Genomic DNA, 24,716 nt, shown 5'->3' with positions numbered 1-24,716 from the left:
TACAAAAAGATAAGTAACCTGTAAATATAACAATCTTTACGCTTTATTGCACCATTTGCACCGAAATTAGTACTAAAATCTTACGGTTAAGACAGTCAGCTCTAATAGTTGATAGAGATGAAAGACGTAATTTATGCTTTTACTAACTATAAAACATGAGAAAGCCGTGTAACAGCCGATACTCAAAGTAACTACTTAATGGATTACCACTGAGATACCAGCCCTATTGATTGTAGCGTTACTGTTGCTCAATACTGGGCAGTCGTTTATACCTGCCTGCTTCCACGTTATAATAGTGATTTGTACGACTCTTCTCAGATATATAAGAGGCGTTACTATTTTCTTATAGGATCATGCCATGTTTGCTATTGCCGCCAGTACTGTCACTAGTTGGGGATTGTACCTTTTATTGCCAATCTTTATTGCTTTCTTGTTTTTTATTATGTGGGATATCTCTAAAGAATCTCAAGCTGGACGCGCCGGTACATTTTGGATTTTCGTAGCGCTTGGCGCAGGCTGTGTTGGCTTCATTATCAAGATTATCATGGAAGTTGCTTTCAAAAAGTGGTTAATCTAATCAGCGTTAGTCACTTTGTACAACATTGCCTATTCTATAACTTCACTGACGTAGCTTGGTAAATCCCACGCACCACCAGCAAAACCGCGGCACATTCCTGAGCTAGAATCTTCTGATTTGGCAAAAGTTTGACCATCCCAAACCCAAACTAGACGATTCCAGCAGTCACCCAATCCTCGATCTTTATGTACTGCCCAAATCTCACCATCAGAATAATCATTGCCTGCGGTGGTAATTAGCTGAGGGTTACGAGGTTTTGCATTATCTATAAGCCAATATCCACTAGCTGCGTTGTAAGCACCCATCCAACAGCTATGGACAGCTAAAGTATGAGTAGCATCCACTGGTATAAACTCCCAATCAAGCATACTAGAACCATACTCAGCCATCTGTTGATATGCCTCAGTTTTCGGGTTGACCAGTTCACAATCTCCCATTTTCTCTTCTGAACCTACTAAAAGAGGATCATTAATATTTACCCACTTGTTTATATTGGCCTGAAAGTAAGCCTGTTTTGATGCGGATAGTGTCTTATTGTCTTCATCCGAATAAGCAAATGCTTTGTTGATCACAGGTATGGGTTTAGCAGATTTTGGTGTTTGCTTACTAGCATGGTTTTTACTCACCAATGCTATTGGCGTGCCCACTCTACCTTGTACCTCATCAAGTTTAAGCAACACCGCTCCCATACCTTTGTCACTAATCGTCCAGCGATCACTACCTACTCTTACTTCTATTTTTGCATTCAGGCGAGCGTGACGAAGCAATTGCTTGGTTTGATTTTCATCTAGCATATGCCTAGAATCATCATCACTTCTACTATTGATAGCGCCGTAACTTTTGTCATTTAGCCATAACTCGGTATGGCTAGATTCATTACCAGTATTCAAACTATCATCAGATGATGACTGGTAAAACTCATCATCTGAATATATAAAGTCTACATATACTTTTGGCAAAGCTTTCTTCGGCTCTACAACCATTAATATCGAGACTGGACCACTACCAACACCTTCTTCAGCATAACCTGCTGCTCGGCAAGTCAAAGTGTTGTCGCAAACCACTTGCCAATCATCTTTAACAAAGCCCCAACCTTCAAATGGATCACCATACGCATCTGACGCCACAGCGGGTAGCGAAAACAAACCAATCGTCATCAAAGCCATTACTAGTTTCACAATTCTTCTTCCTTGTGTTAGGGTCTGTTATAGCGACTATTTATATTGACTGACGGTAGCCCTGCTAGCCTAAAAAACTATCTTTTGGCAATCAATGTCGCGCGCATTGGGGCAGGATAGCCTTCCATGGTTTTAGTCGAGTCATTAGGATCCAAAAAGTCTGCTAACGAATGATAAGTCATCCATTCGGTTTGTCGCTGCTCTTCTGTCGAAGTCACTGCCACATCGACGCAGCGCACATCTGAGAACCCAGCTTTTTCTAACCAACCAATTAATGCTGCGACTGATGGCAAAAAGTACACGTTATTCATCTGCGCATAACGGTCGTGTGGCACTAGTACGGTATTGGCATCGCCTTCAACAACTAACGTCTCAAGCACTAGCTCACCACCTTTGACCAACTGACCTCTGAGCTGCTGTAAATGCTCAAAAGGTGACTGGCGATGATAAAGCACGCCCATACTAAATACGGTGTCAAACAACTGGCTGTGTGCAGGCAAGGCTTCCAGCGGTACAGGGATATAATGTGTACGGTAGCGGCCCCTGTCCTTAGCATGAGTATAAGTATGAGCATCTGCTGCGCCAACGAAATGACGAATTGCCATAAACTGATGATAAAACAAGCATGACGGATCAATGATAATGACCGTATCCGCCCCTGCCCCTGCCATACGCCAGCCGTGATAACCAGAGCCACCGCCTACATCTAACACGCGGCGACCTTCTAAACTACCCAAATGCGGCGCAACTCGCTGCCACTTCCAATCACTGTGCCACTCGGTATCAATCTTAATACCTGATTCATCATCGCCAATCTGACTGCCGATTTGACCGCCGATCTGAAATGGCCCTTTGCGCCATGGCATCAGCTGCTTTAACAGTGCCATTGCTTGTTTACGCTCAGACTCATTAAGACTGGCATCAATCGTCAAGGTATCACTGTTTAGATCGACATTATTGACGGTTAGTGTTGGCAAGCGAACGACTGACGCTTGGTAGGCAGGCGCGTGCGCATAATTGGCTTTGTCTTTGATAGCATTTAGCCATGTTGGTAATTGCTTAAGCCACTCATAAGCGATCGGCTGCTGCTGTGCCAGCTCTAGCAAGGTTAAATACAATTCGCGTTCGGCGTTGATGATAGTGTCGTTGAGCATAAAAGCAGGTTACCGTGTTGATTGAGAAATAACTGTGTGAAAAGTAAGGATTATTTAAACGCCACAATAGACACAAAGTTCAAAAACTGAAACCATGTCAGATGACGCTTAAAACCAACATCGCTTAACCGTGCATGATGCTCGTCCAAAGTATCGGTGATAAGGACGTTCTCTAACGCATTGCGCTTGCCGCTAATTTCCATTTCGGTATAACCATTGGCACGTTTAAAGTCATAATAACGCTCAACCAACCACGCATCATACTGCTCATCAAATGCGTGGGTTTTTTCAGTCAGTACTAATATGCCACCTTCGCTCAATGCCGCATAAATCTTCTCTAGCACCGCGACTCTATCGGCAGCTGGTAAAAACTGTAGCGTTAAATTCAAAATCACCATATCGCATGGCTCAAGCTCAATATCGCGGATATCAGCAGTGATTACTTCGATATCGTGCTCAGGATAGTTTTCACTTAGCAGCGTGGTCGCCTCTGTCGTCATCGCTGGTGAGATATCAATCGCCTTAATCTGCAAGTCTTGCGCCTCAAATTCGCCTGCTAGCGCCATCGTAGCCCCGCCAAGTGAGCAACCCAAATCATAAATGCGGCTGACACGTTGACCATTATCACCTTGCTGACGATACTTACAATGACGACGGGCAAAGATAGGAAGCATCGCCAGCACTTGACCATAACCGGGCACACTGCGACGTATCATATCGGGAAAACAAGCCACTACCTGCTCATCAAATGAAAAGCGCGACGCTTTATCCAGCGGTGTGGTAAACGGTTTGTCAAATAGGGTGTCATGTTTGATAGTAGGCTTGGATTGGCTCATGGTGCGACTCATTTTTTGATAATAGAACTTAAATTAGGAAATATTTGGCGATTTTGCTCGTCATTATGAAGTGAGAACAAAGCAACGTATAGGTCATTCAATTTAACAAAGGTACAAGGCAACCGAGTGCAGATATATAGGCAATACTGCAAGCGAGGTTAATGCTGTAACTTGTTTATAGTGAATGTCCTATAGCAAAAATCCATTATAACATTACTGTTTGTTACTTATCGCGTTTGGCTCGCCTGCTAAGCTGAATAAGTAGTGCTAAGGGTAGTGAGACATTGAAAAGAAACATTGAAAAGTGAAAACATCACAACCAAATACAGCACTTAATTCATATCTATAATAATAGGAAAAATTATGCAAACCATTATATTAGGCGGCGGCTGCTTCTGGTGTACCGAATCCATATTTTTATCAGTGAAAGGCGTTCAATCTGTCGTATCAGGTTATATGGGCGGCGATGCTGTCTCTGCCAATTATGAAGATGTCTGTAGCGGAACGACAGGCCACGTTGAAGTGATTAAAGTCGAGTTTGATGACACTATCGTACCATTAGAAGTTATCTTAGATGCTTTCTTTGCGACTCATGATCCCACCACGATGGATCGTCAAGGTAATGATGTCGGTAGCCAGTACCGCAGTGTTGTGTTTTACACTGATGAAAATCAAAAACCAACTGTCGACCGTACCATTAATAAATTGCGTGATATGGGTGTCAGCGTGGTCACTGAAGTACATCCTGCCGTTGATTTCTACAAAGCTGAAGAAGCACATCAAGACTTCTTTAATAGAAACCCAGGACAAGGCTATTGCAACTTTGCAATCCCGCCAAAGCTTGCGAAACTACGTAAAGAATTCAGTCAGTACATGGTAAGCTAAATAGCGAATTGCATTAGCATTTATGTGTTTAGAATAAATACTTAGCGCCATATTTGATAAAAGCCAAACGCCTATATTGCAAGCGTTTGGCTTTTTAATGTTGTCAGTAGTATCCATTAAATCGCTATAGCAACAAACGTAAAATAAAGGCTAATATCATGAATCCAGAATTTTGGCAAACACGCTGGCAGGAGAAACGCATTGGCTTTAACCAGTCTGTGGTGAATCCATTATTAGTGAAATACTTGAGCCATTTAAACGTGCCAGCAGGCGGTTGTATCTTTGTGCCTTTATGTGGCAAGTCGATAGATATGGTTTGGCTAGCAGCGCAAGGCCATGATGTGGTGGGTGTTGAATTAGTAGAAACAGCGGTACAGGCATTCTTTGCTGAACAAAATATCGTGCCCACTCTGCATGAGCATAAAACTAGCCCCACTCTCAAATATTATCGCGGTCAGTTGTCGGGACAAACCATTACTTTATGGGTCGCTAATATTTTTGCACTGACGCCTAAAGATATTGGCACCATCAATGCCGTATATGATAAAGCTGCATTGATTGCCCTGCCAGCCGATATGCGTGTGAAGTATAGCGAGCAAGTTCTACAGCTTAGCGATACTGCTGGTAAAGGATATGCTCCGCAATTATTAATCACGCTCAATTATGATCAGAGTAAAAGAAATGGGCCACCTTTTTCAATTGACGATGAACAAATACAACAGTATTACGGCCAGCATTATCAAATCAGCGAACTCGCTAGCGAACCTACTTCTGTAGGATCGACACCTGAGTTGACGGTGACAGAGCATGTCTGGCTGTTAAACAATAAATAAAATGCTAAGCACAGCGATTAAGCAGCTATTAAAAAAATAACGGAGCGTTCTCATGAAAGTTTTAGTCAGTATGATAAGTTTAATCGCATTTTTGCTGGTTGCACTACCAGCACCACTTTATAGATTTGGGGTTGTAGAGTTAGGCACTGCCTTTACAGGATTCAAATTTGGTCTTGTTGTTGGTATTGCGGCACTCGTACTATTAGCGATTCAAGTTATATTTAAACGTAAAACGGTCAGCATAGCTAGCGCAGCAATAGCCGTTATATTTTCTGCGATTGCTATCGCTCTTCCACTCGGCATGATGACTACTGCCAAAAACGTACCACCTATTCATGATATTTCAACCGATGTAGTGAATCCACCTGAGTTTGTCGCGATTGCGCCCCTACGTGCAGATGCGCCAAATCCAGTAGAGTACGCAGGTGCAGAAGCGGCTGAACAACAACGTACGGCCTATCCTGACCTACAGACATTGACCTACTCTCAATCAAAGCCTGAACTGGTTGAGGCATCTAAACAAGCCGTTGAGAATTTAGGTTGGGAGCTAGTCGATACTGATGCAAATGAAGGCATCGTTGAAGCAACAGAGACGACTGCCTGGTTTGGCTTTAAAGATGATATCATCATTCGTGTGACTGACAACGATAGCGAACGCTTGGTTGATATCCGTAGTAAATCACGAGTTGGTAAAAGTGATTTGGGTAAAAATGCGGCACGTATTCATGCGTTGATTGAAGAGTTGGATAGTGTACTTTCAAAGTAATTAGGTTTGAATAGGGTGCGAATGACCGAAGCCGTACTGATTTCATCACTCTATTCATCTCGATATTTTTATCAGAAACCCTCTTCTAATCTTGCGCCACCGTCAATTTATAGTAACCATTCACAATCTTAGTCCTTCGATACCTTTTCTTTACTGTTTAGATTGGTTACTCTAGGTGGATACTGCTTTTACCTACTTTGTTTTACTTTTCAATGACCGTTTCGATGTTTATAGGATATTTCCATGCGTTTGACTTCACTTTCTAACTTATCGCTACTTAGTATTGCTGTCGGGCTGAGTTTTGCTAGCACTGCCCAAGCTGCCAGACCAGATGCCCCAGATTTATCAAATGCTGAATTCCAACAATGTCTAGACGGGCTAAAAAATTCTAGCAAATTCAGCGGCGTCGACAGTTTCACCTTTAACAATTACCGCCCTACCCAGCCTGATCCTAGCGTGATTCAATCACTCAATTATCAGCCAGAGTTTCAAAAAGATGTGTGGGATTATCTCTCAGCGCTAGTAGACAAAGAGCGCGTAGAGGACGGTATCCGTGCCAAGCGCCAATGGAGCGATACACTACGCCAAATCGAGTCACGTTATGGTGTAAAAGCTGAGCATGTATTAGGGGTGTGGGGCGTTGAATCTAACTTCGGTCAGACCTTGGGCAAAAAACCCTTATTTGAGTCTTTAGCGACACTGTCATGCTTTGATCGCCGCCAAAGTTACTTTCAAGGCGAGTATGCTAATGCTCTAAAAATCGTCCAAAATGGTGATATCGCACCGAGTGATATGACAGGATCATGGGCAGGTGCTTTTGGACAGACACAGTTTATGCCAAGTACTTTTTTAGAGCTGGCCGTTGATTTTGATGGTGATGGACGCCGTGACTTAGTTAACAATGTTCCTGACGCACTTGCCTCCACTGCGAACTTTTTGAGTAAGCGCGGCTACCGCTCAGGCGAGCCTTGGGGTTATGAGGTCAAACTGCCTGATGGCTATTGGGCAGCGTCTGACCGTAAAAACAAAAAGTCTATTAGTCACTGGCGTGGTCAAGGCCTAACACTCGCGAATGGTGGCTCTCTACCGTCTGATTTAAGCAGCGCAGGACTATTATTACCTGCTGGTATTGAAGGCCCTGCATTTTTGGTTGGTAAAAACTTCGATACGTTTTATTCATACAATGCCTCAGAAAATTACGCATTGGCAATCGCTCATTTAGCAGACCTAATCACCCGCGAAGACAGCAGCAAAACCGACTTTGCCACAGCGTGGCCAACGGATGACCCAGGAATCAGCCGCCAACAAGCAAAAGACATTCAACAAGCACTATTAAATGCTGGTTATGATATTGGTGGTGTTGATGGCATCATTGGTGATAACACTCGTACTGCTATCCAGCAATACCAATCTAGTAAAGGTATATTTCCAGCAGATGGCCGCGCAGGACAGAAATTCTATCGCGCAATCGTTGGTAATGCAGCGCCAAATCAAACTCAGTATAGCCAACCTGCAAATAGCAGACCTTTAAACCCTGCCCCTGCTGATCGTATGGGACAACTGATCCAACAGCAAACGACCACACCTAACAGCAATTATTCGGCGCAACCAGCTGCTCAATCATCGACGTCTGGCAATACACGCTATCGCCGCGTTACTAGTGCCGATGGTACTATTCAGCTCGTCCGTGTTGACGAAGGTTCGTAAGATTAAATAATCTAATCTTCAGCACATAAAAAAGCCACACTATGATTAACGTGGCTTTTTTTGGTTTTTCAGAAAGTCATATAGTTTTTTGAAAGCTAGAATAGCAACTTAAACGATAGGTGGTGGGTTTGGCTTACCGTTGTCACCATCCCAGTTTTCACGCGCTTTGTCATCTAAATCAGCAGGGGTTTTTGATTCCCACTTGCCATTCTCTTTCCAAGTTGCATCACCCCAATCTTCGTCTTGTTCTTTTCTATCCAAATCTTTATAAGCTTGGCTTGGATCGATACCACGGCGTTTCATATCTGCTACTTGCTCTTCTAATGTATGAAACTGTTCAGAGTCATGCATCGTTTTTTCTAAACCATCTAATTCATTTCTTAGTTCGTCACGTTTATCGTTACTCATTACATGCTCTCCTTAATGGGTCAATATTATTGTACGTTTTATACGTTTGTAATTTTAATATAAGCGATATGTTCATCATAAACATCTAACCAGTCTTATTATCACCAGTCTTGAACGGATTCACAACCATTGGCTCGTATGCTTTGTATTACAAAACGTATTCATAGAATCATATGTACTACTGACAATATCGACCATGATAGATATTTTAAAATTGAGGAGATATGAGAAGTACTAATAATAATTGCTACTAAAAAGGTATATTTATCATTGCGACTGAGAATCCGAGTTTTTCCACAGATTCTTTGCATAAAAGGTCAATTTCCAGAGCTCTTGTGAAGCTCGAGTACCGTATGTGGTTAGCTGTATCCAGTTGGCACCAACCAGTTGACGCTGCAATTTATTTAAATCATCTTGAGAAATTTGGCAGCGCGAGACAGCATGAACATTGGGCATATCTTGTTTGACGTCTTGCTCAGCCTTTGATGCTATGAGGCGATTCATGGTGTTTTGCAGACCATAGCTAGAAAAGTTCGATGGGATTTTCATTAATGAGACCAGTATCTCTTCCCACGTTAATGCCAGCAGTCTGGTCACATCTGTTAAATTACCACCCTCATAAGCTTGGGCGCTATACCGAACCTCTATCCCTTCTGTCAATACAATCGGTTGGCTCACACTATCCGCCGCAAAGGCTTCATCGACAGGACTGTCTTTCTTAACAGTTTTATTAGTAGATAATATATCTGCAAATCTTTCAGCCACTGATTGGTTACTGAACTTGATGGTTTCCTCATTAGCCCTTACCCAGCCGCCAGTCACCTTATGATCAACCATGATATTGTCGTAAGCTTTTGCGATCAGTTTTTCGACATCAGCTTCTGTATCATAATAATATAGTTGATTGTCTTGCCTAGTCACCAACTTAATGAACTCTTGTAGTTGACGGCTAATGAGCGCATCTTGAGGATGGTTTTTGACTAACACAAATAAGGGTTTACTTTTGGCTTTAGCATTCAAATAGCTCAAATGCATTTGACTGACGCCTGTTCTTTGTACCGTACCGTAGCTGTCTCCAATGATCATCGCCACATAATCGCAGGAATCGATACATTGTCGACCATATAAAGAGGCTGTCGGTAATTGGCTCGACACATCATAGGTCAAAAATGCAAACGGCTGAAAAAATATCGCTAAGCTGTCTAAGACCAACAACTGGTCATTATCAGCGCATATGATATGAATATGGTAGCGACGGTTTGGCACAATCACCTCTAAAATCAGGTCATGATATAAAAGAATATGATATAAAAGAGAGTACAAATATCTTGTTTTGCACAGACTAGCACAGTCTTATAAAAATTGGGTTCAATTTATTTTAATGATATAAGTATGATTATGGGCTTTATATAAGCAGAATCAGTCGCCCTTACTTAGCATAATATTGTAATACAACTTCGCTGCCAAGCAACCGCGTGATCAAAACATCCAGTTTGTCATCATATTTGGTCGCATAAAAAACCAATGGCGACCGCAGATTAATATCTGAGCCACCAATGGCAGCTAGACCATTTGACTGACTCTTAATTGACGCTGACAGCTGGTTTACGACCAATAGTTGTTTGACGCGCTCGGCGATTGCTTGTCCAGAGTCAACCACTTGCATCGATAACTGCTGCTGAGCAATCTCATCTAATAAGAATGCTTTAAAAAACGGATAATGCGTACAGCCTAGTACCAATTGGTCAATACCATCATTTGCAAACACTTGTAGCTGCTGGCGCAAATTTAGAGCCGTTTCGCTTTCCTCTGGCATCCCAGCCTCTACCCAAGGGACCAATTGCGGATCAAAATACTTGGTAACTATCGTACGATTAGGTTTGGCGACGTTATTGATAACATCATTCAGCAACGTACCATTCAAAGTCGCCTTGGTCGCTAATACTGCAACGCGACCACTTTTACTCGCGAGCACTGCGGGCTTCAAGGCAGGGACTAAACCAACGATAGGTAACTGCGGATAATAACGCCGTGCTGTCTCAAGTGCATAAGCTGAGGCACTGTTGCACGCAATGACGATAAGCTTACAGCCTTGCTGATACAACCACTCTACTGCCGTCAACGTTAGCGCTTCGATATCTGCACTGTCACGATTACCATAAGGTACATTCAGCGTATCAGCATAATAGACATAACGCTCAGTAGGTAATTGCTTCGCTAAATGTAGATAGACAGACAGTCCCCCGAGACCAGAATCAAACAGTCCAATTGGTGCGTTTCGACTTATATTATGCACAGTGGTATTAATGCCAGTTTTAATAACAGCAGCATTAGGTATACATTCAGAGCCGTTACTATTAAGACCATCTGAGCGTACTTTGATTATATTCGGGGTATTACTTGCGGCAATATCCATGATTACGTTACTGCCATTTTTATACACATATCGTCATCTTTATACTACTTATTCAATCGCGGATTGACTTGAATATAGTCATTCCACTATAAAAGTATTACTGCGTTAATCTCGCTTGAAGTATTAAATATACATCTACACTCATCAGTTGCCTTGTACTACTTTTAAATTGAATCGACTATATCATACCGCTATCAGTGTTTTAGTTGATAAAAATCATTCTATCTACTAAGTGTAGCGTAATTTACCAGTGTTGTTAATCGGCTGGCATCGACAATTGATATGAGTTGCCACCACTTTGTAAGGTTAATATTACTTTACCATCTTGCTCTTTCAGTTCACCGATTTCTGTCAAATGATAAAAGGTGTTGCGGCCGATCAGTGCTGTCAGACCGTTCCTCACGGGCATATAAGGACGTATTTGCGTTTCAGGTATTTTTCCCTGATAACTATCAGCATCTATTTCTACATCAGACGTTGTATGGTCGGTTGTATTACGATCTTTAGCATTATACGCCTTTAATATGATTTGATGCTCATCATCTAAACGTACCACATCACCTGTGGTGGTCGTAAACTCTAACCAACTTTCACTGCCCTCATTGACGATACCGACATCATTGATTAGGAGTGGCGCATCTTCAACTTGAATGCGGATTTTTTGCACAGGAGTTTTCAAAAAGTACTCGACGATGCCCTCATTTTCTTCTTTCCATAATATAGTCGCAAACAAGCTGACTAATGACTCTCTAGTCATTTCACCACCTTCATGCCACCACTCGCCATTTTCCTTTATGACCAAATCCATATCGGCCACATTTTCAGGATGCCAGTTCTCTAATGGTGGTATCGCGCGACCCTTACGTGACCCTGCAGTAGACTTTAAATATAGGCTAAGCGCATCCATATTATTTAGGTCGGGTGACACGTCGTTATTGACTTCAGCGCTATTTTTACGATTACTAGCAGCACTATTATTATCGTTATTCATTGTATAATCCTTTACCTAGTATTCAAAGTTTGGCAAATCTATTATTACTATAAATTTTAGTTTCGGGTATGATGAGACCATGTCATCATAAACCACTCATTAACTCGATATTACCTTAACACCTATACTCATAAATGCGTATCGTGTTTATAGGACTTTTCTTTTATAATGAGTAACGATTTTTTATTTTTATAGAAACGATCAAGTGGCTATTGTGTCAATGACACATTTTACGTTATGTGTTGATATCTTTAAGTAAATTGATCTCAATAGCAACGTGATCAATTGATGCCGCAAAGACAGTTTTTATCGGGCAGCCATATGTCTGAGTAACGTTAGCGCCGCAACTCTATTATTCAATTGTTAAGCTAATGATGCCCTGAGATAAGCCACTAAAAGTTTAGGAGTAGGTATGCAAGAGCCAAACAATCAAGAAGCAGTCATCGACGGTAATACTGTGAACACTGATAAGCCAGAAACAGCAAATCTGAACAAAGCAGAGCCAGAAGTTGCAACACAAGAAGTGGCAGTCGAAGAAGTGCCAATCGGAGAAGTCGCGGTGGAAGAGCAACTTGCTGAAGAAGTTGTTATCGAAAAAGCACCAGAGCCAGTCGTAGAACCTGTGGCGGCAGAGCCTGAAATCGAACGTGAATCAATGGAGTTCGATGTCATCATCGTTGGTGGCGGACCTGCTGGTCTCTCTGCTGCTATTCGTCTACGCCAACTTGCTATTGCAGCTGGTAATGATGAGTTTATGGTTTGTGTGGTCGAAAAAGGCTCTGAATTTGGCGCGCATACCTTATCTGGTGCTGTCATCGAACCACGTGCTTTGAACGAGCTAATTCCAGACTGGAAAGAAAAAGGCGCACCGCTTAACGTGCCAGCGACCGAAGATCGCTTCTACTATCTAAACTCAGCCACACGCTCTACTAAAGTGCCTGACTCTCTGATTCCAGGGCCGATGCACAATGACGGCAACTATATTGTCTCCTTGGGTAATGTGGTTCGTTGGTTAGCCGTACAAGCAGAAGAGCTAGAAGTTATGATGTTCCCAGGCTTCCCTGCCGATGACATCTTATATAATGACGATGGCTCTGTACGCGGTGTCTTAACGGGTGATATGGGCGTGGCTGCTAATGGCGAAGCCAAGCCAAGCTTTGAGCCTGGTTACGAGCTGCTTGCCAAATATACTATCTTTGCTGAAGGTAGCCGCGGTCACCTAGGCAAACGCTTGATCAGCCGTTTTGATCTTGATAAAGACTCAGATCCTCAGCATTACGGTCTTGGCTTAAAAGAGCTGTGGGACGTTGTGCCTGAAAAACATGAGCAAGGTGTAGTGATGCACGGTCTTGGTTGGCCATTAACCGAAACGGGTTCTACTGGTGGCTGGTGGTTGTACTTTGATGAAAACAACCAAGTCAGCTTTGGTCTTGTCGCTGATTTGTCTTATCACAACCCATATATGTCGCCATTTGATGAGATGCAGCGTTTGAAAACGCATCCAGTCATTAAAAACGTACTAGAAGGCGGCAAACGCATCTCTTACGGCGCACGTGCATTGACTAAAGGCGGTCTAAACTCACTACCGAAATTCACCTTCCCAGGTGGTGTTTTGGTCGGTGATGATGCTGGCTTCTTGAACCCTGCCAAAATCAAGGGTACTCATACTTCGATGAAGTCAGGTATGTTGGCTGCTGAAGCTATCTTTGAAGCCTTACAAGCTGACCGTCAGCATGATGAAGTCGTTGCTTATGCAACAATGTATAAAGAGTCATGGTTGTATCAAGACAACTACGAGTCACGTAACTTCTCGCCTGCGATACATCGCATGGGTCTATTTATGGGCGGTGCTTTCACCTTTATTGAGCACAATCTATTAAAAGGTAAAATGCCATTTACCTTACATGACAACCTACCAGATTACGATCAGCTAGAGCGTGCTAGTCAGGCTTATCAGCCAACTTACCTCAAGCCTGATGGCAAACTGGTCTTTGATAAATTGTCATCGGTATTTATCTCTAATACCAACCATGCTGAAGATCAGCCGACGCATTTAAAACTGACCGATCCAACGGTTCCTGTCTCAATTAACTTACCTTTATACGCAGAGCCTGCGCGTTTATATTGCCCAGCCGGTGTTTATGAAGTGGTTAAAAATGCTGAAGGTGCTAAGTTTGTTATCAATGCACAAAACTGTGTACATTGTAAAACGTGTGATATCAAAGATCCTTCGCAAAACATCACTTGGGTAACGCCAGAAGGTGGCGGTGGTCCTAACTACCCAAATATGTAATCTATGATTGGCGCAGTTATTGCTCCTATATAGTCATTCCACTATAAAAATATGACAGCGTTAACCTCGCTTGAAGTATCACATATACATCTACACTCGGTTGCCTTGTACTACTTTTAAATTGAATCGACTATAACGTAATAGTAGCTCAATAAAAAACCGCCCTTTCTCATATAGAAAGGGCGGTTTTTTGTACTTATAGATTTCATTTAATCATCAAAATTAATCTGTCCAGGCATCACGATTGGCTTCATCTTTCAGCTTCACGAAATCATCAGGGTTAAATTTGATTTGATCCCCTGTTTTGCCCTCTTTTATTTGACGTTCATAATCACGTAAAATTCTAAGTGCAACTGGAGATAGCATGACAATAGCTACCAAGTTGACCAATGCCATCAGACCCATTGATAAATCAGCGAAATTCCAGATAGCAGGTAAGCTGGCAACCGCACCAATGAACACCATGCCCAATACCATAAAGCGGAAAACCATGATCATCACCTTGGCATTTTTGGCACCAGAGATAAACTCAAGATTCGACTCACCATAGCTATAGTTGGCGATGATAGAAGTGAACGAAAAGAAGAAAATAGCGATGGCAACGAACACCACACCTAAGTCACCCACATACTGTGATAGTGCTAGCTGAGTCAGCTGAATACCTTCTTGTTCAACATTTGGATCGACTACACCAGACAATATAATAATCGACGCTGTTGCTGTACAGATAATGAGCGTATCCATAAATACACCCAGCATTTGCATGAAGCCTTGCACTGCGGGATGATCAGGATGGCTTTTTGCAGTTGCCGCCGCATTAGGCGCTGAACCCATACCTGCTTCGTTAGAGAATAAGCCACGTTTGATACCATTAATCATTGCCTGAGCAATACCATAACCAATCACACCACCTGCTGCTTGCTCAAAACCAAATGCTGATTTTACAATCAAAGCAATCGCTGCTGGGAACTGGCTAAAGTTGGTAACGATAATATATAAGGCTAACAATACATACAAAATAGCCATGACTGGTACGATTTTACCCGCGATACGAGCAACCGAACGCAAGCCACCGAATACGACTGGCGCCACTAAGACTACTAATATCAAGCCTGTCATCCACGTTGGAATACCGAAGGCTTCATGCGTTGCCTGTGCGATGGTATTTGACTGCACGCCGTTGAACGCCAAGCCGAAAGCAACAAGCAAACATAATGAGAAAAATATCGCCAACCAACGCTTACCCAAACCTTTTTCAATATAGTAAGCCGGTCCACCACGATAGACATTGTCAGTGTGCGGTACTTTATATGCTTGAGCCAGCGTTGATTCGATGAAGCTCGTTGACATACCGACGATTGCAGTCATCCACATCCAAAACACAGCACCTGGACCACCAAGGTAAATGGCAATGGCTACCCCTGCCAAGTTACCTGTGCCGACACGGGCTGCTAATGATGTCATCAATGCTTCAAACGAGCTAATACCGCCATCTTTACGCCCTTGATTAGAAACGCGTAATAGCTTCCACATATGGCCAAAATGACGAAACTGAATAAAGCGTGTAATAATGGTAAAGTAAAGACCTGCGCCAATCAGTACGAACACTAACAATCCATACCAAGGGTTACTGGCAATCAGCCAATCATTGTTACCCCAAATAATACTGACACCATAGTTTACGATGCTATTAAACCAACCTGCTATTCCGTCATTCATACGGACTCCTCATTAACGATTAATACTTTATAGACTTTTTCTAAGAGTTGTATCGATATCATATTTTGACTGATGCAAGACTTTAGAAATCTTGTTCAAAATATTCGATACCAAAATATCATGTGCATGATATAGTATTGAGTGATTAACAATTATCACATTTGGTTATTAATTCTGATAATATATTTATTAAATAAATGTTACTTACACTTGATATAATATAGAATGTATTGAGTAACAATTTAACAGCACTTATTAACTATTGTTTTATTTTCCTGCGATTTTGACCGTTAACAGGATATATAATAGTATTAGATGCTATACAGATAGCTGAAATGCACACTCAATTATTGTCATTACTTCTATTTAGTATAGGCAAAATGCATTTTAGACATTTATGTTGATGTAATATTTACTGGTCAACATGAATTTTTGAAACATTAAAAATGTTCAGGCCCTTGTCAGGAAGACAAGATTGCAAAAAAGACAGTGGATTGTCCTACTCCCTCTCTCTCTTCCTCGATAAGCCCTATTATTCCCATACAACATTTTTAATAAAAGTGACCGATGCAATACTGAAGCATTCATTTATCACTTTTGGCAATCAGCTTTCAGTAAAAATATGCTGTTACGTATTGCGTTTCCCACTGTTTGGCACAGTACGTATCTATTTTTTATGACCATTTAAGTAATAAAAAATAGCCAAAACCTTTCTCATGTTGTTGGTACTTTTTTAGTAACACTATTAAATAATTTTGGATTTGCAGTCTATCAAGCAAATTGTTGCCATAGATATAATATCGCGGTAATCGATAAATGTGAAACCATCACGATTTAGTAAAATTATACCGACAATAACATTTTAGGTAAGACAAAAGGAGTTGTCCTATGGAGAACCACAGCGATTCATCTGGATATTGGAAAGCCAATATTCGTCTCATTCAAGGTTGCCTTGTCGTTTGGGTACTATGCTCGTACGGCTTTGGTATCTTGTTTCGTCCATTGTTAGCTGGTATCAAAATCGGTGGTACTGATCTGGGCTTTTGGTTTGCTCAGCAAGGATCTATTGGTATTTTTATCATCCTAATTTTCTTTTACGCTTGGCGTATGAATAAGTTAGATAAACAATATGGCGTAGACGAGGAATAGCCCCATGAGTCAATTTGTAATTAATCTTATTTTTGTGGGTCTATCTTTCGCACTGTACTTCGGTATCGCGATTTGGGCTCGTGCTGGTTCGACCAGTGAATTTTATGTTGCTGGCGGTGGTGTCCATCCGGTCGTTAACGGTATGGCAACCGCTGCTGACTGGATGAGTGCGGCGTCATTTATCTCAATGGCAGGTCTGATTGCTGCTGGTGGTTATGGCGCTTCTACCTATTTGATGGGTTGGACAGGCGGTTACGTTCTACTAGCAATGCTTTTAGCGCCTTACTTGCGTAAATTTGGTAAGTTCACGGTTCCGGACTTTATCGGCGATCGTTTCTACTCAAAAACGGCTGCTATGATTGCTGTGGTTTGTTTGATTACTGCATCGACCACTTACGTTATCGGTCAGATGACCGGTGCTGGTGTTGCATTCTCACGCTTCTTAGAAGTTGAGAGTAGTACTGGTCTTATTATCGCTGCTATTGTTGTCTTCTTTTATGCTGTACTTGGTGGTATGAAAGGGATTACCTATACGCAGGTTGCACAGTATGTGGTTCTGATGATTGCCTATACTATCCCTGCCGTCTTTATTTCACTTGAGTTAACAGGTAACCCGATTCCAGGTTTAGGTTTGTTCTCAAACCATGTTGAATCAGGTGTGCCTATTTTGACCAAGCTGAATCAAGTCGTTACTGACTTAGGTTTTTCTTCGTATACTGCTGACGTACCTAACAAGCTCAACATGGTACTGTTTACTTTGACGCTTATGATCGGTACAGCAGGTCTACCACACGTTATCATTCGCTTTTTCACTGTACCTAAAGTCGCTGATGCTCGTTGGACTGCTGGTTGGACGTTAGTATTTATCTCACTATTGTACTTCACTGCTCCAGCAGTAGGTGCTATGGCGCGCTTAAACTTAGTAGATACTATCTATCCACAAGGTGTTGAAAACCAACCTATTCTTAATGATGATCGTCCTGATTGGATGAAAACTTGGGAAGAAACAGGTCTTATCAAGTATAACGATCTAAACAATGATGGTCGTATCCAGTTATATAGCGACAGTGGACTTGGTGCCGCTCAGATCGCCCTTAATACTGCTCAAGCTGACGGTGGCGATGTTGCTGCAGCAACTGCAGCAGTAGAAACCGCTCGTATTGCACATGATGCAGAGCTTGATGGTCGTTTTGCTGACGCTGGATGGGCAGGTAACGAGCTTGATGTTAACGCTGATATCTTAGTTCTAGCGAATCCAGAGATTGCACAGCTTCCACCATGGGTTATTGGTCTTATCGCTGCAGGTGGTTTGGCAGCAGCACTATCAACAGCTGCAGGTCTACTGCTCGCAATTTCATCAGCCATCAGTCATGACTTGATTAAAGGTAACTTAAACCCAAATATTACTGATGCACAAGAATTGAAGTATGCTCGTATCACTATGGGTGTAGCGATTGTAGTAGCGACTTACTTAGGTATGAATCCACCAGGATTTGCCGCACAGGTTGTAGCACTGGCCTTCGGTATTGCTGCCTCTTCATTGTTCCCTGTATTAATGATGGGTATTTTCTCTAAACGCATCAACAATCTTGGTGCTATTGCAGGTATGTTGACTGGTTTAATAGTCGTTCTTGTCTATATCTTTATGTTCAAAGGTTGGTTCTTCATCAGCGGTACCGCTAACTTCCCTGATACTGAAGAGTACTGGTTATTTGGTATCTCACCATTATCATTTGGTGCAGTTGGTGCATTGCTTAACTTCATCGTAGCATTCGCTGTATCTTATGCTACTGCGCCACCACCAGCACATATCCAAGAATTGGTTGAGAGCGTACGTTCTCCACGTGGCGCTGGCGGTGCAGTCGACCACTAAGCTCACAACTGAGGATATATCTTCTGTTACTATATATCACTCACAGGCAGTAATTGCTTGTGGGTGATTTTTTTATCCTATAGCTATAATAACTAGATTTTTAATTTATCCAATAGGTTCAATTAAACACATCTAACGCATTAAGGAATATTTTATGCTTTTTGAGTTTATCGCTACCATCGCTGCCGCATTTGGTATGGCTGGAATAGCACTTATCATAACTCACCTCAGCAAACTGGCAGGCAAACGCGCCCCTAAATGGCTGATTCCCTTATTTGCTGCTATTGGTATGTTTGCATTTCAGATAAACCAGGAGTACAGCTGGTATGGTCAACAAGTTGAAAAGCTACCAGAAGGCGTAGAAGTCGTCAAAACAGCAGAAAGCACGGAGTGGTTCCGTCCATGGTCTTACGCTAAGCCGCAAATATTACGGTTTATCGCTGCCGATATTGGAAACGCTAGTGTACAAATAGATAACCCAGATATACATTTATTCAATTTGTATTTATTTGAAAGACGAAGAAGTATAGAGAAAGTCCCTCAAGTTATCGATTGCAGTATTCCTGCACGTGCAGACTACGTTATACCTGAGAAAGGCAACACCCTATCGATTGACGAACATGTAAAGCAAACGACTGCATGGCGAGATTTAGCCAAAGATGATCCATTGTTTATCAGAATTTGCACTGATAAATAGAGCTAACGAATTAAAAGAGAGTTAATACAGAAAATCCATTAGCATTAAACTTTTCAAAAAGATATATGATGATAAGGCGGTATTTTAGATGAATAAAAAATCTAAATTACCGCCTTATTTACTTTGCTTTTCATTGACGAGACGTTGGCGCATAAGTATGCTTAGAATTAGCTCCTAGCAGCAGCCCCGCACATAAACCACCGAAATGTGCGGCAAAAGAGATACCTTCTTGCGGCATCAAACCTTCTTTGATAGTGAGCCAATACCCCGCCCCCATAACAATGCAAGCAATCAAATAACCCCAGCGCCGTGCAAATACAGCCCCTCCTATCATGTAACCGAGCATCGCAAAGCATAACCCTGATGCACCAATATGGATGGAGGATGGCGAACCGATAACCCAAGTAACTAACCCAGAAGCCACTATCAATTTAAGTATGGTTCGATAGGCGTTTTTTTCAAACAACCCGAATAAAAATAAAATTTGTAATAACGTTACCGTGTTGCCAAGTAAATGTGAATAATTACCATGCATCGTCCATGACGCAAAAACGCCTATCATGCTGCCCACATCTAGGGCACGTGGTACAATACCAAAAATATTCCACAGTCCAAATAATGCCACTTCATTCAGAAAAAACATCCCCCACATAGGTATTAGTACAAAAGCATATAAACCAAAAACTTGCTTAATTCGGGCTACGAACAAGGTAAATAATTGCCGCCAGTTCATATTATTTTTTATCCTTTGGGTTAATTAATTCAAGCATTTCTTACGGATTTATAGCAAATAGTGGGTGCTCTACTGGTTTAAATGACAACAATGCAGCATCTTTATCAGCCGTTAAGTAGCTATCACCATGTAATAGTGATGTCGAGTGGTAAGGAACCAAAGCAGTAGGAATGAAGCTACGTGCCGCATCGATATGCTTGATTGAATCATCAAAAAAGATATGTGGTGCAAACGTTCTCAGGACTGCAGTCTTCTCCAATCCTCCTAAGAAGAACGCCATATCAACGTTTACGCCCCACTCTCTTAGCGTCTTGATAGCACGCAGATCAGCAGGTGCATTACGAGCAGTGACTAAAGCAATCTTTATTGGAGACAGTTTCAGACCAGCTGGCAGACGCTCTTGCAAGCTCGATAGCTTGATTAATAGCTCAGCATAAGGCCCTTTTTCAATCGGCAAGTCACGCATCTGTGCTTCACGATCATGAAAAGCACGCAGGCCTTTTTGTTTATAGAGCAACTCTCCTGAATCATCAAACAACACTGCATCACCATCGAAGGCAATACGTAATTGCTCAGTATCTAACTCATAAGTATTAACAGGGGTCGCATCCAGTATCGCACAAGCACAAATATTGGCATCGGCAACTTGCTGCGCATCATCACGATTAGTGGTCAGAAATAAATCGACATTGAAATCTTTTATGTAAGGCGCAACAGGGCTACCTGAAATAAATGCTGAGCGTGAAATATTAATACCATCTGCAAGAATGGCGTTGAGTACCTGAATACCGGTGTCTGGACTACTTTTTGAGACAATGACCACTTCTACTAAAGGAGCATCGTTCTCTATATCTTGCATTTTATTATTACAATAATGGTTGAGATTCAGCAATGCTTTGATTAGTGGATATCCAGCGCCAATATCTAAGGGATCATTTTCACGCTCGGTCATGTAGTCACGAAACTCTTTGATAGCGCTTGTCGGGCGCTGCTCTAATAATTCTAATAAATAATTTTCTGATTCCGTTAAATCAAAAAGCGCGGTTGCAGAAATCGCAACTATAAGTGTGTTACTAAAATCGATGGCCATTATTTTCTCTACTTATAAAACTATCTATTCAGAAGTGCCCACCAGTTTACTACATTCACAAGCCCTTGGAATGATAAGAAAAATTATCCCCGTACAATCTATACTAATAGAAAATTCAAATTTTAAGTAATCAAAATGACCACTCAGAAAGCGTCTCTTAGTGTGGCTTTATGTGGAATTATTTGACCATATCATTATTACGCTAACTTTTTCTTTGATCATAAAAAAGCCATATTGCTATGAAAACAATATGGCCTTATTAGTAAAACATGCAGATGAACTATAAACTGTATTTTTTAAAGCTTACTTTTATAACTATAGCTTACGTTAGCAGCACTAAAGATATCGCTGGAAAAGCGACCAAGATAACCAATCGAATCAGATCAGAGACAATGAACGGCGCGACTCCTCGAAACATATCAGATAGCTTAATATGCGGTGCCATTGCCTTAATCACAAAGATATTCATCCCCATCGGTGGCGTAATCAGTCCAAGCTCTACTGTCAATACAGCGATGATACCAAACCACACTGGATCAAACCCTAACGCCACAATAATTGGATATACCACTGGAATGGTAATGACCAGCATTGCTAAAGCATCCATGAACAACCCTAAGAGGAAGTACATGATTAAGATACAGATCAGTACGATCATTGGGCTGACGTCTAACGTGCCAATCCAAGTTGCTAGTGTATAGGACAAGCGTGAGACGGAAATAAAGTAACCCAAGGCTTCTGCACCCAGTAGCATAAAAAACACCACTGCTGACAATGCGAGCGTCTCAATCAATGATTGCTTTAAACCATCTAAACGCATACCTTTGACAAAAGCATAAGCCCAAGAGACAAATGCCCCGACGGCTGCTCCTTCTGTTGGGGTAAATAACCCAAAGAAAATACCAGCGATAATCACAATAAAAATAAAGCTAAATGGAATGAGTCCCGTTAGCGAAAGCAACTTGGCTTTCAACGAAGTAGGCTCGCCGCGACGCGCTAAATGCGGCTTCCAGCGTACCATAACCATGACAGTGATTGAGTACATCACCATCCCTAACATACCCGGTAAAAAGCCAGCAATAAACATGTCACCGACAGACTGCTGAGTTAAGATCGCATAGACCAGTAACGCAATGCTGGGTGGAATCATGATACCTAATGTGCCACCCGCTGCTAAAATACCACAAGCAAAACCAGGCTGATAACCGTATTTTTCCATTTGTGGCAATGCGACTTTAGTCATGGTAGACGCGGTCGCCAATGATGACCCTGAGATTGAAGCAAAGATACCGGACGAGCCGATACCAGCAATACCTAGACTACCCCTCACACCACCAAATATTGTGCGAGTCGCATCAAACAACTTTCCTGCCATGCCCGAATGAGAAGCAAAAACACCCATAAGTATGAATAAAGGAATGGCACTAAAATCATATTTTGCTAAAACATCGACCGGTAAATCCTTAAGCATTTGTACGGCACCAATCGGTGCTGTCACCGCACCGAAGCCAACCAAACCAACACCTAACATAGCGAGCGCAACAGGAACACGCAGCATGACCATCGCAATCATACATAACAAACCAATGGCACCAATAATTTCTGGACTCATGCCCCTGTCTCCTCAGCGTCAAAGAATTCGCCTGTTTTAAAGATATTTATGGACTCGATTAATGATCGAATGGCAAGTAGTATGCTTAAAAAGGCACTGATAGCGTAAATGGGCATCATAGATATTCGAAGGTCTTGAGTGACTTTGCCATACTCTATCGCATCAAAAGCACTCTCATAAAGTCCCCATGTGAACACTATACCGATGATGAAGAAACCCATCATAAAAGTGCCCATCATGTAGCCTTTAACAGCTTTTGACATCTTTTGAGTGAAGACATCGACAATGATTTGTGAACGTTCCACAAAAGCAGCAAAGGCAGCAAGCAAAGCAAATAGCATGAAATAAGACACAATTTCCACGCTACCTTTGACCGTAAATCCAAACTCACCACCAGTGAGCTTGAAAATATAACGAGCTGTCACATCCAACATAGTTACAAGAACAAGAATGATAAGACTAATGCCACCGATGAACTGGCATAGCCTAGAAATAAAGGTGCTGATTTTGACTAAAAATGCCATGTGATACCTCCAATGAATTAGACCTTACAGGCTGCACTGGCGGCTTTTGCTTTTTCGTAGACACCATCAGCATCTAGACCCAAAGCTTTAACATCACTTAGATATTTTTGCGTTCCTTTTTCGAGCGGTCCTTTCCAGTCCGGATCACTTAGTGGATCAGGAATTTCGATGATTTCATCACCTTTGTCTTTAGCAGCTTGAATGGCCATCTGATCGTGCTTATCGAATACTTCACCAACTTTACTAGCAAGCGCCATTCCTGAGTTTTCATCCAAAACTTTCTTCAAGTCATCAGGCAAAGTGTCGTACTTGTCCTTATTCATAGTCACCATCAGCGCCGAACTATAAAAAGGAATATTGGTATGATATTTGGTAATCTCGTCAATCTTAAATGCCGTTACTGCTTCCCATGGGAAACTCAAACCATCAACGACACCGCGCTGTAGAGAGGTATACATATCGTTCGCAGGTAAACCTACTGGTGAAGCGCCAGCGCTTTCAATGATGTCACCTGCCACCGCAGAAGGACGGCGGATACGCATACCTTTCATGTCTGCAGGCGTTCGAATCAACTTGTCTGTTGTATGAAGCGCACCAGGCCCTCCACCGTACATAAACAGTAAATGAGTATCTTCGTACTCACTAACAAGCGTACCATCGTCATAAAGGGTCTGTAGCATACAGCCCATTTGACTTGCTGAATTAGATAAGCCTGGGAGCTCAGTAATTTGAGTTAATGGGAAACGACCGTTAGTATAGCCGTGCGCTTGTGAACCAATATCTATCGTGCCTTTAGCAGCAGACTCATAGGTAACATCTGCTTTGGCAAGACCAGCAGAAGGATATAACTCTATTTTTAGACGACCATCAGAATCTGCCTCTATTTTTTTAGCCCAAGGTTCAAAGACCTCTGTGCTAATAGATGAGGTTGCTGGCCAAAAGTGTGAGAAGCGTAGTACAGTGGTTTCTTGAGAGGTGGCTGATGAGCCATCAGTTGTGTCAGCAGATTGGTTAGAACAGCCTAAAAGACTGGCAGCCGCCAAGGCACCAATTGAAAAAAGAGGAGCTAATTTCATTATCAATTCCTTTTGATAATTATAAGAGTAGGAGTAAATCTTATATTCAGTACTTCAAATTAAAAAAATAACGAGTTATCTACAAAGTTAAAACGTTATTTTTATAAATCTGTAATAAATATACCATTTAAAATTAGCAGCTATAATGATATAAGTCAAATCATTTTAGATTATCAAAACATACAATATATTTAATAAC

22 protein-coding genes are annotated in these 24,716 nt (G+C 41.8%); 9 read left to right on the top strand and 13 right to left on the bottom strand.

The genetic code is table 11. The annotated features are described in order from the left end of the window. The first annotated feature begins 358 nt into the window (after window positions 1–358). Window positions 359–577 (top strand): DUF2788 domain-containing protein, encoded by a 219-nt coding sequence (locus JMW61_RS05675; protein WP_110924151.1) that lies wholly within the window; start codon window positions 359–361, stop codon window positions 575–577. Between the two features lie 29 nt (window positions 578–606). Here JMW61_RS05675 and JMW61_RS05670 read toward each other — a convergent pair whose 3' ends face one another. The 3 genes from JMW61_RS05670 to cmoA all read right to left on the bottom strand — a co-directional run bounded on the left by JMW61_RS05670 (window position 607) and on the right by cmoA (window position 3,757). Next, window positions 607–1,755 (bottom strand): DUF1176 domain-containing protein, encoded by a 1,149-nt coding sequence (locus JMW61_RS05670; RefSeq protein ID WP_227687362.1) that lies wholly within the window; start codon window positions 1,753–1,755, stop codon window positions 607–609. A 77-nt stretch (window positions 1,756–1,832) separates the two neighbouring features. Beyond that, window positions 1,833–2,909 (bottom strand): tRNA 5-methoxyuridine(34)/uridine 5-oxyacetic acid(34) synthase CmoB, encoded by a 1,077-nt coding sequence (gene cmoB, locus JMW61_RS05665; RefSeq protein WP_201549899.1) that lies wholly within the window; start codon window positions 2,907–2,909, stop codon window positions 1,833–1,835. Between the two features lie 50 nt (window positions 2,910–2,959). Continuing rightward, entirely contained in the window at window positions 2,960–3,757 is a 798-nt protein-coding gene (gene cmoA, locus JMW61_RS05660) for a carboxy-S-adenosyl-L-methionine synthase CmoA (RefSeq protein WP_201549898.1), read from the bottom strand. A gap of 351 nt (window positions 3,758–4,108) precedes the next feature. On the opposite strand from cmoA, the gene msrA reads away from it, so the two are divergent. The 4 genes from msrA (at window position 4,109) to JMW61_RS05640 (ending at window position 7,936) form a co-directional block, all read left to right on the top strand. Beyond that, window positions 4,109–4,630 carry a peptide-methionine (S)-S-oxide reductase MsrA gene (msrA, locus tag JMW61_RS05655; RefSeq protein WP_197218482.1) on the top strand — a complete coding sequence of 174 codons (522 nt, stop codon included), beginning with the start codon at window positions 4,109–4,111 and terminating at the stop codon, window positions 4,628–4,630. Window positions 4,631–4,788: 158 nt separating this feature from the next. Next, a complete protein-coding gene (gene tmpT, locus JMW61_RS05650) occupies window positions 4,789–5,463 on the top strand; it encodes a thiopurine S-methyltransferase (RefSeq protein ID WP_201549897.1) in 675 nt (224 codons plus the stop codon). A gap of 52 nt (window positions 5,464–5,515) precedes the next feature. Then, a complete protein-coding gene (locus JMW61_RS05645) occupies window positions 5,516–6,229 on the top strand; it encodes a DUF1499 domain-containing protein (RefSeq protein WP_201549896.1) in 714 nt (237 codons plus the stop codon). A 243-nt stretch (window positions 6,230–6,472) separates the two neighbouring features. Beyond that, a complete protein-coding gene (locus tag JMW61_RS05640; RefSeq protein WP_201549895.1) occupies window positions 6,473–7,936 on the top strand; it encodes a lytic murein transglycosylase in 1,464 nt (487 codons plus the stop codon). A 108-nt stretch (window positions 7,937–8,044) separates the two neighbouring features. Here the strand turns inward: JMW61_RS05640 and JMW61_RS05635 are convergent, their stop codons facing one another. The 4 genes from JMW61_RS05635 to JMW61_RS05620 form a co-directional block, all read right to left on the bottom strand. Next, complete coding sequence (locus tag JMW61_RS05635) at window positions 8,045–8,344, bottom strand: hypothetical protein (protein ID WP_110924141.1); 300 nt, start codon at window positions 8,342–8,344, stop codon at window positions 8,045–8,047. A 267-nt stretch (window positions 8,345–8,611) separates the two neighbouring features. Continuing rightward, entirely contained in the window at window positions 8,612–9,610 is a 999-nt protein-coding gene (locus JMW61_RS05630) for a DUF4062 domain-containing protein (RefSeq protein WP_201549894.1), read from the bottom strand. A 163-nt stretch (window positions 9,611–9,773) separates the two neighbouring features. Then, on the bottom strand, window positions 9,774–10,760 hold the full coding sequence (gene murI, locus JMW61_RS05625; protein ID WP_201549893.1) for a glutamate racemase: 987 nt from the start codon (window positions 10,758–10,760) through the stop codon (window positions 9,774–9,776). Between the two features lie 256 nt (window positions 10,761–11,016). After that, window positions 11,017–11,751, bottom strand: a complete 735-nt coding sequence (locus JMW61_RS05620) for a DUF1285 domain-containing protein (protein ID WP_201549892.1) — start codon at window positions 11,749–11,751, stop codon at window positions 11,017–11,019. Window positions 11,752–12,406: 655 nt separating this feature from the next. Between JMW61_RS05620 and JMW61_RS05615 the strand changes: the two genes are divergently transcribed. Beyond that, window positions 12,407–14,044, top strand: coding sequence for an electron transfer flavoprotein-ubiquinone oxidoreductase (locus JMW61_RS05615; protein WP_194198272.1), 1,638 nt, complete (start codon window positions 12,407–12,409; stop codon window positions 14,042–14,044). A gap of 222 nt (window positions 14,045–14,266) precedes the next feature. Here the strand turns inward: JMW61_RS05615 and JMW61_RS05610 are convergent, their stop codons facing one another. Further along, complete coding sequence (locus JMW61_RS05610) at window positions 14,267–15,763, bottom strand: alanine/glycine:cation symporter family protein (protein WP_194198209.1); 1,497 nt, start codon at window positions 15,761–15,763, stop codon at window positions 14,267–14,269. A gap of 888 nt (window positions 15,764–16,651) precedes the next feature. Between JMW61_RS05610 and JMW61_RS05605 the strand changes: the two genes are divergently transcribed. From JMW61_RS05605 to JMW61_RS05595, 3 genes are all read left to right on the top strand, one after another. Further along, window positions 16,652–16,912: a DUF4212 domain-containing protein gene (locus tag JMW61_RS05605; RefSeq protein ID WP_110924137.1), complete on the top strand. Its 261-nt coding sequence runs from the start codon at window positions 16,652–16,654 to the stop codon at window positions 16,910–16,912. Window positions 16,913–16,916: 4 nt separating this feature from the next. Next, a complete protein-coding gene (locus JMW61_RS05600) occupies window positions 16,917–18,785 on the top strand; it encodes a sodium:solute symporter family protein (protein ID WP_194198208.1) in 1,869 nt (622 codons plus the stop codon). Between the two features lie 154 nt (window positions 18,786–18,939). Further along, the gene (locus tag JMW61_RS05595; protein WP_194198207.1) at window positions 18,940–19,482 is read left to right on the top strand and encodes a hypothetical protein; all 543 of its coding nucleotides are present in this window, start codon (window positions 18,940–18,942) and stop codon (window positions 19,480–19,482) included. A 130-nt stretch (window positions 19,483–19,612) separates the two neighbouring features. Here JMW61_RS05595 and JMW61_RS05590 read toward each other — a convergent pair whose 3' ends face one another. From JMW61_RS05590 to JMW61_RS05570, 5 genes are all read right to left on the bottom strand, one after another. Next, window positions 19,613–20,215, bottom strand: coding sequence for a rhomboid family intramembrane serine protease (locus JMW61_RS05590; protein ID WP_194198206.1), 603 nt, complete (start codon window positions 20,213–20,215; stop codon window positions 19,613–19,615). A 40-nt stretch (window positions 20,216–20,255) separates the two neighbouring features. Further along, complete coding sequence (locus JMW61_RS05585) at window positions 20,256–21,305, bottom strand: 5'-nucleotidase (protein ID WP_194198205.1); 1,050 nt, start codon at window positions 21,303–21,305, stop codon at window positions 20,256–20,258. A gap of 322 nt (window positions 21,306–21,627) precedes the next feature. Beyond that, window positions 21,628–22,917 (bottom strand): TRAP transporter large permease, encoded by a 1,290-nt coding sequence (locus JMW61_RS05580; RefSeq protein ID WP_110924132.1) that lies wholly within the window; start codon window positions 22,915–22,917, stop codon window positions 21,628–21,630. After that, window positions 22,914–23,441 carry a TRAP transporter small permease gene (locus JMW61_RS05575; protein WP_194198204.1) on the bottom strand — a complete coding sequence of 176 codons (528 nt, stop codon included), beginning with the start codon at window positions 23,439–23,441 and terminating at the stop codon, window positions 22,914–22,916. Before JMW61_RS05575 ends, JMW61_RS05580 begins: the two co-directional genes overlap by 4 nt. 17 nt (window positions 23,442–23,458) lie before the next feature. Beyond that, window positions 23,459–24,517, bottom strand: a complete 1,059-nt coding sequence (locus JMW61_RS05570) for a TRAP transporter substrate-binding protein (protein ID WP_194198203.1) — start codon at window positions 24,515–24,517, stop codon at window positions 23,459–23,461. Between the last annotated feature and the right edge of the window lie 199 nt (window positions 24,518–24,716).

This window comes from Psychrobacter fjordensis, from assembly GCF_904845995.1.
Classification (GTDB): domain Bacteria; phylum Pseudomonadota; class Gammaproteobacteria; order Pseudomonadales; family Moraxellaceae; genus Psychrobacter; species Psychrobacter fjordensis.
This window is presented reverse-complemented; position numbering and strand designations above follow the sequence as displayed.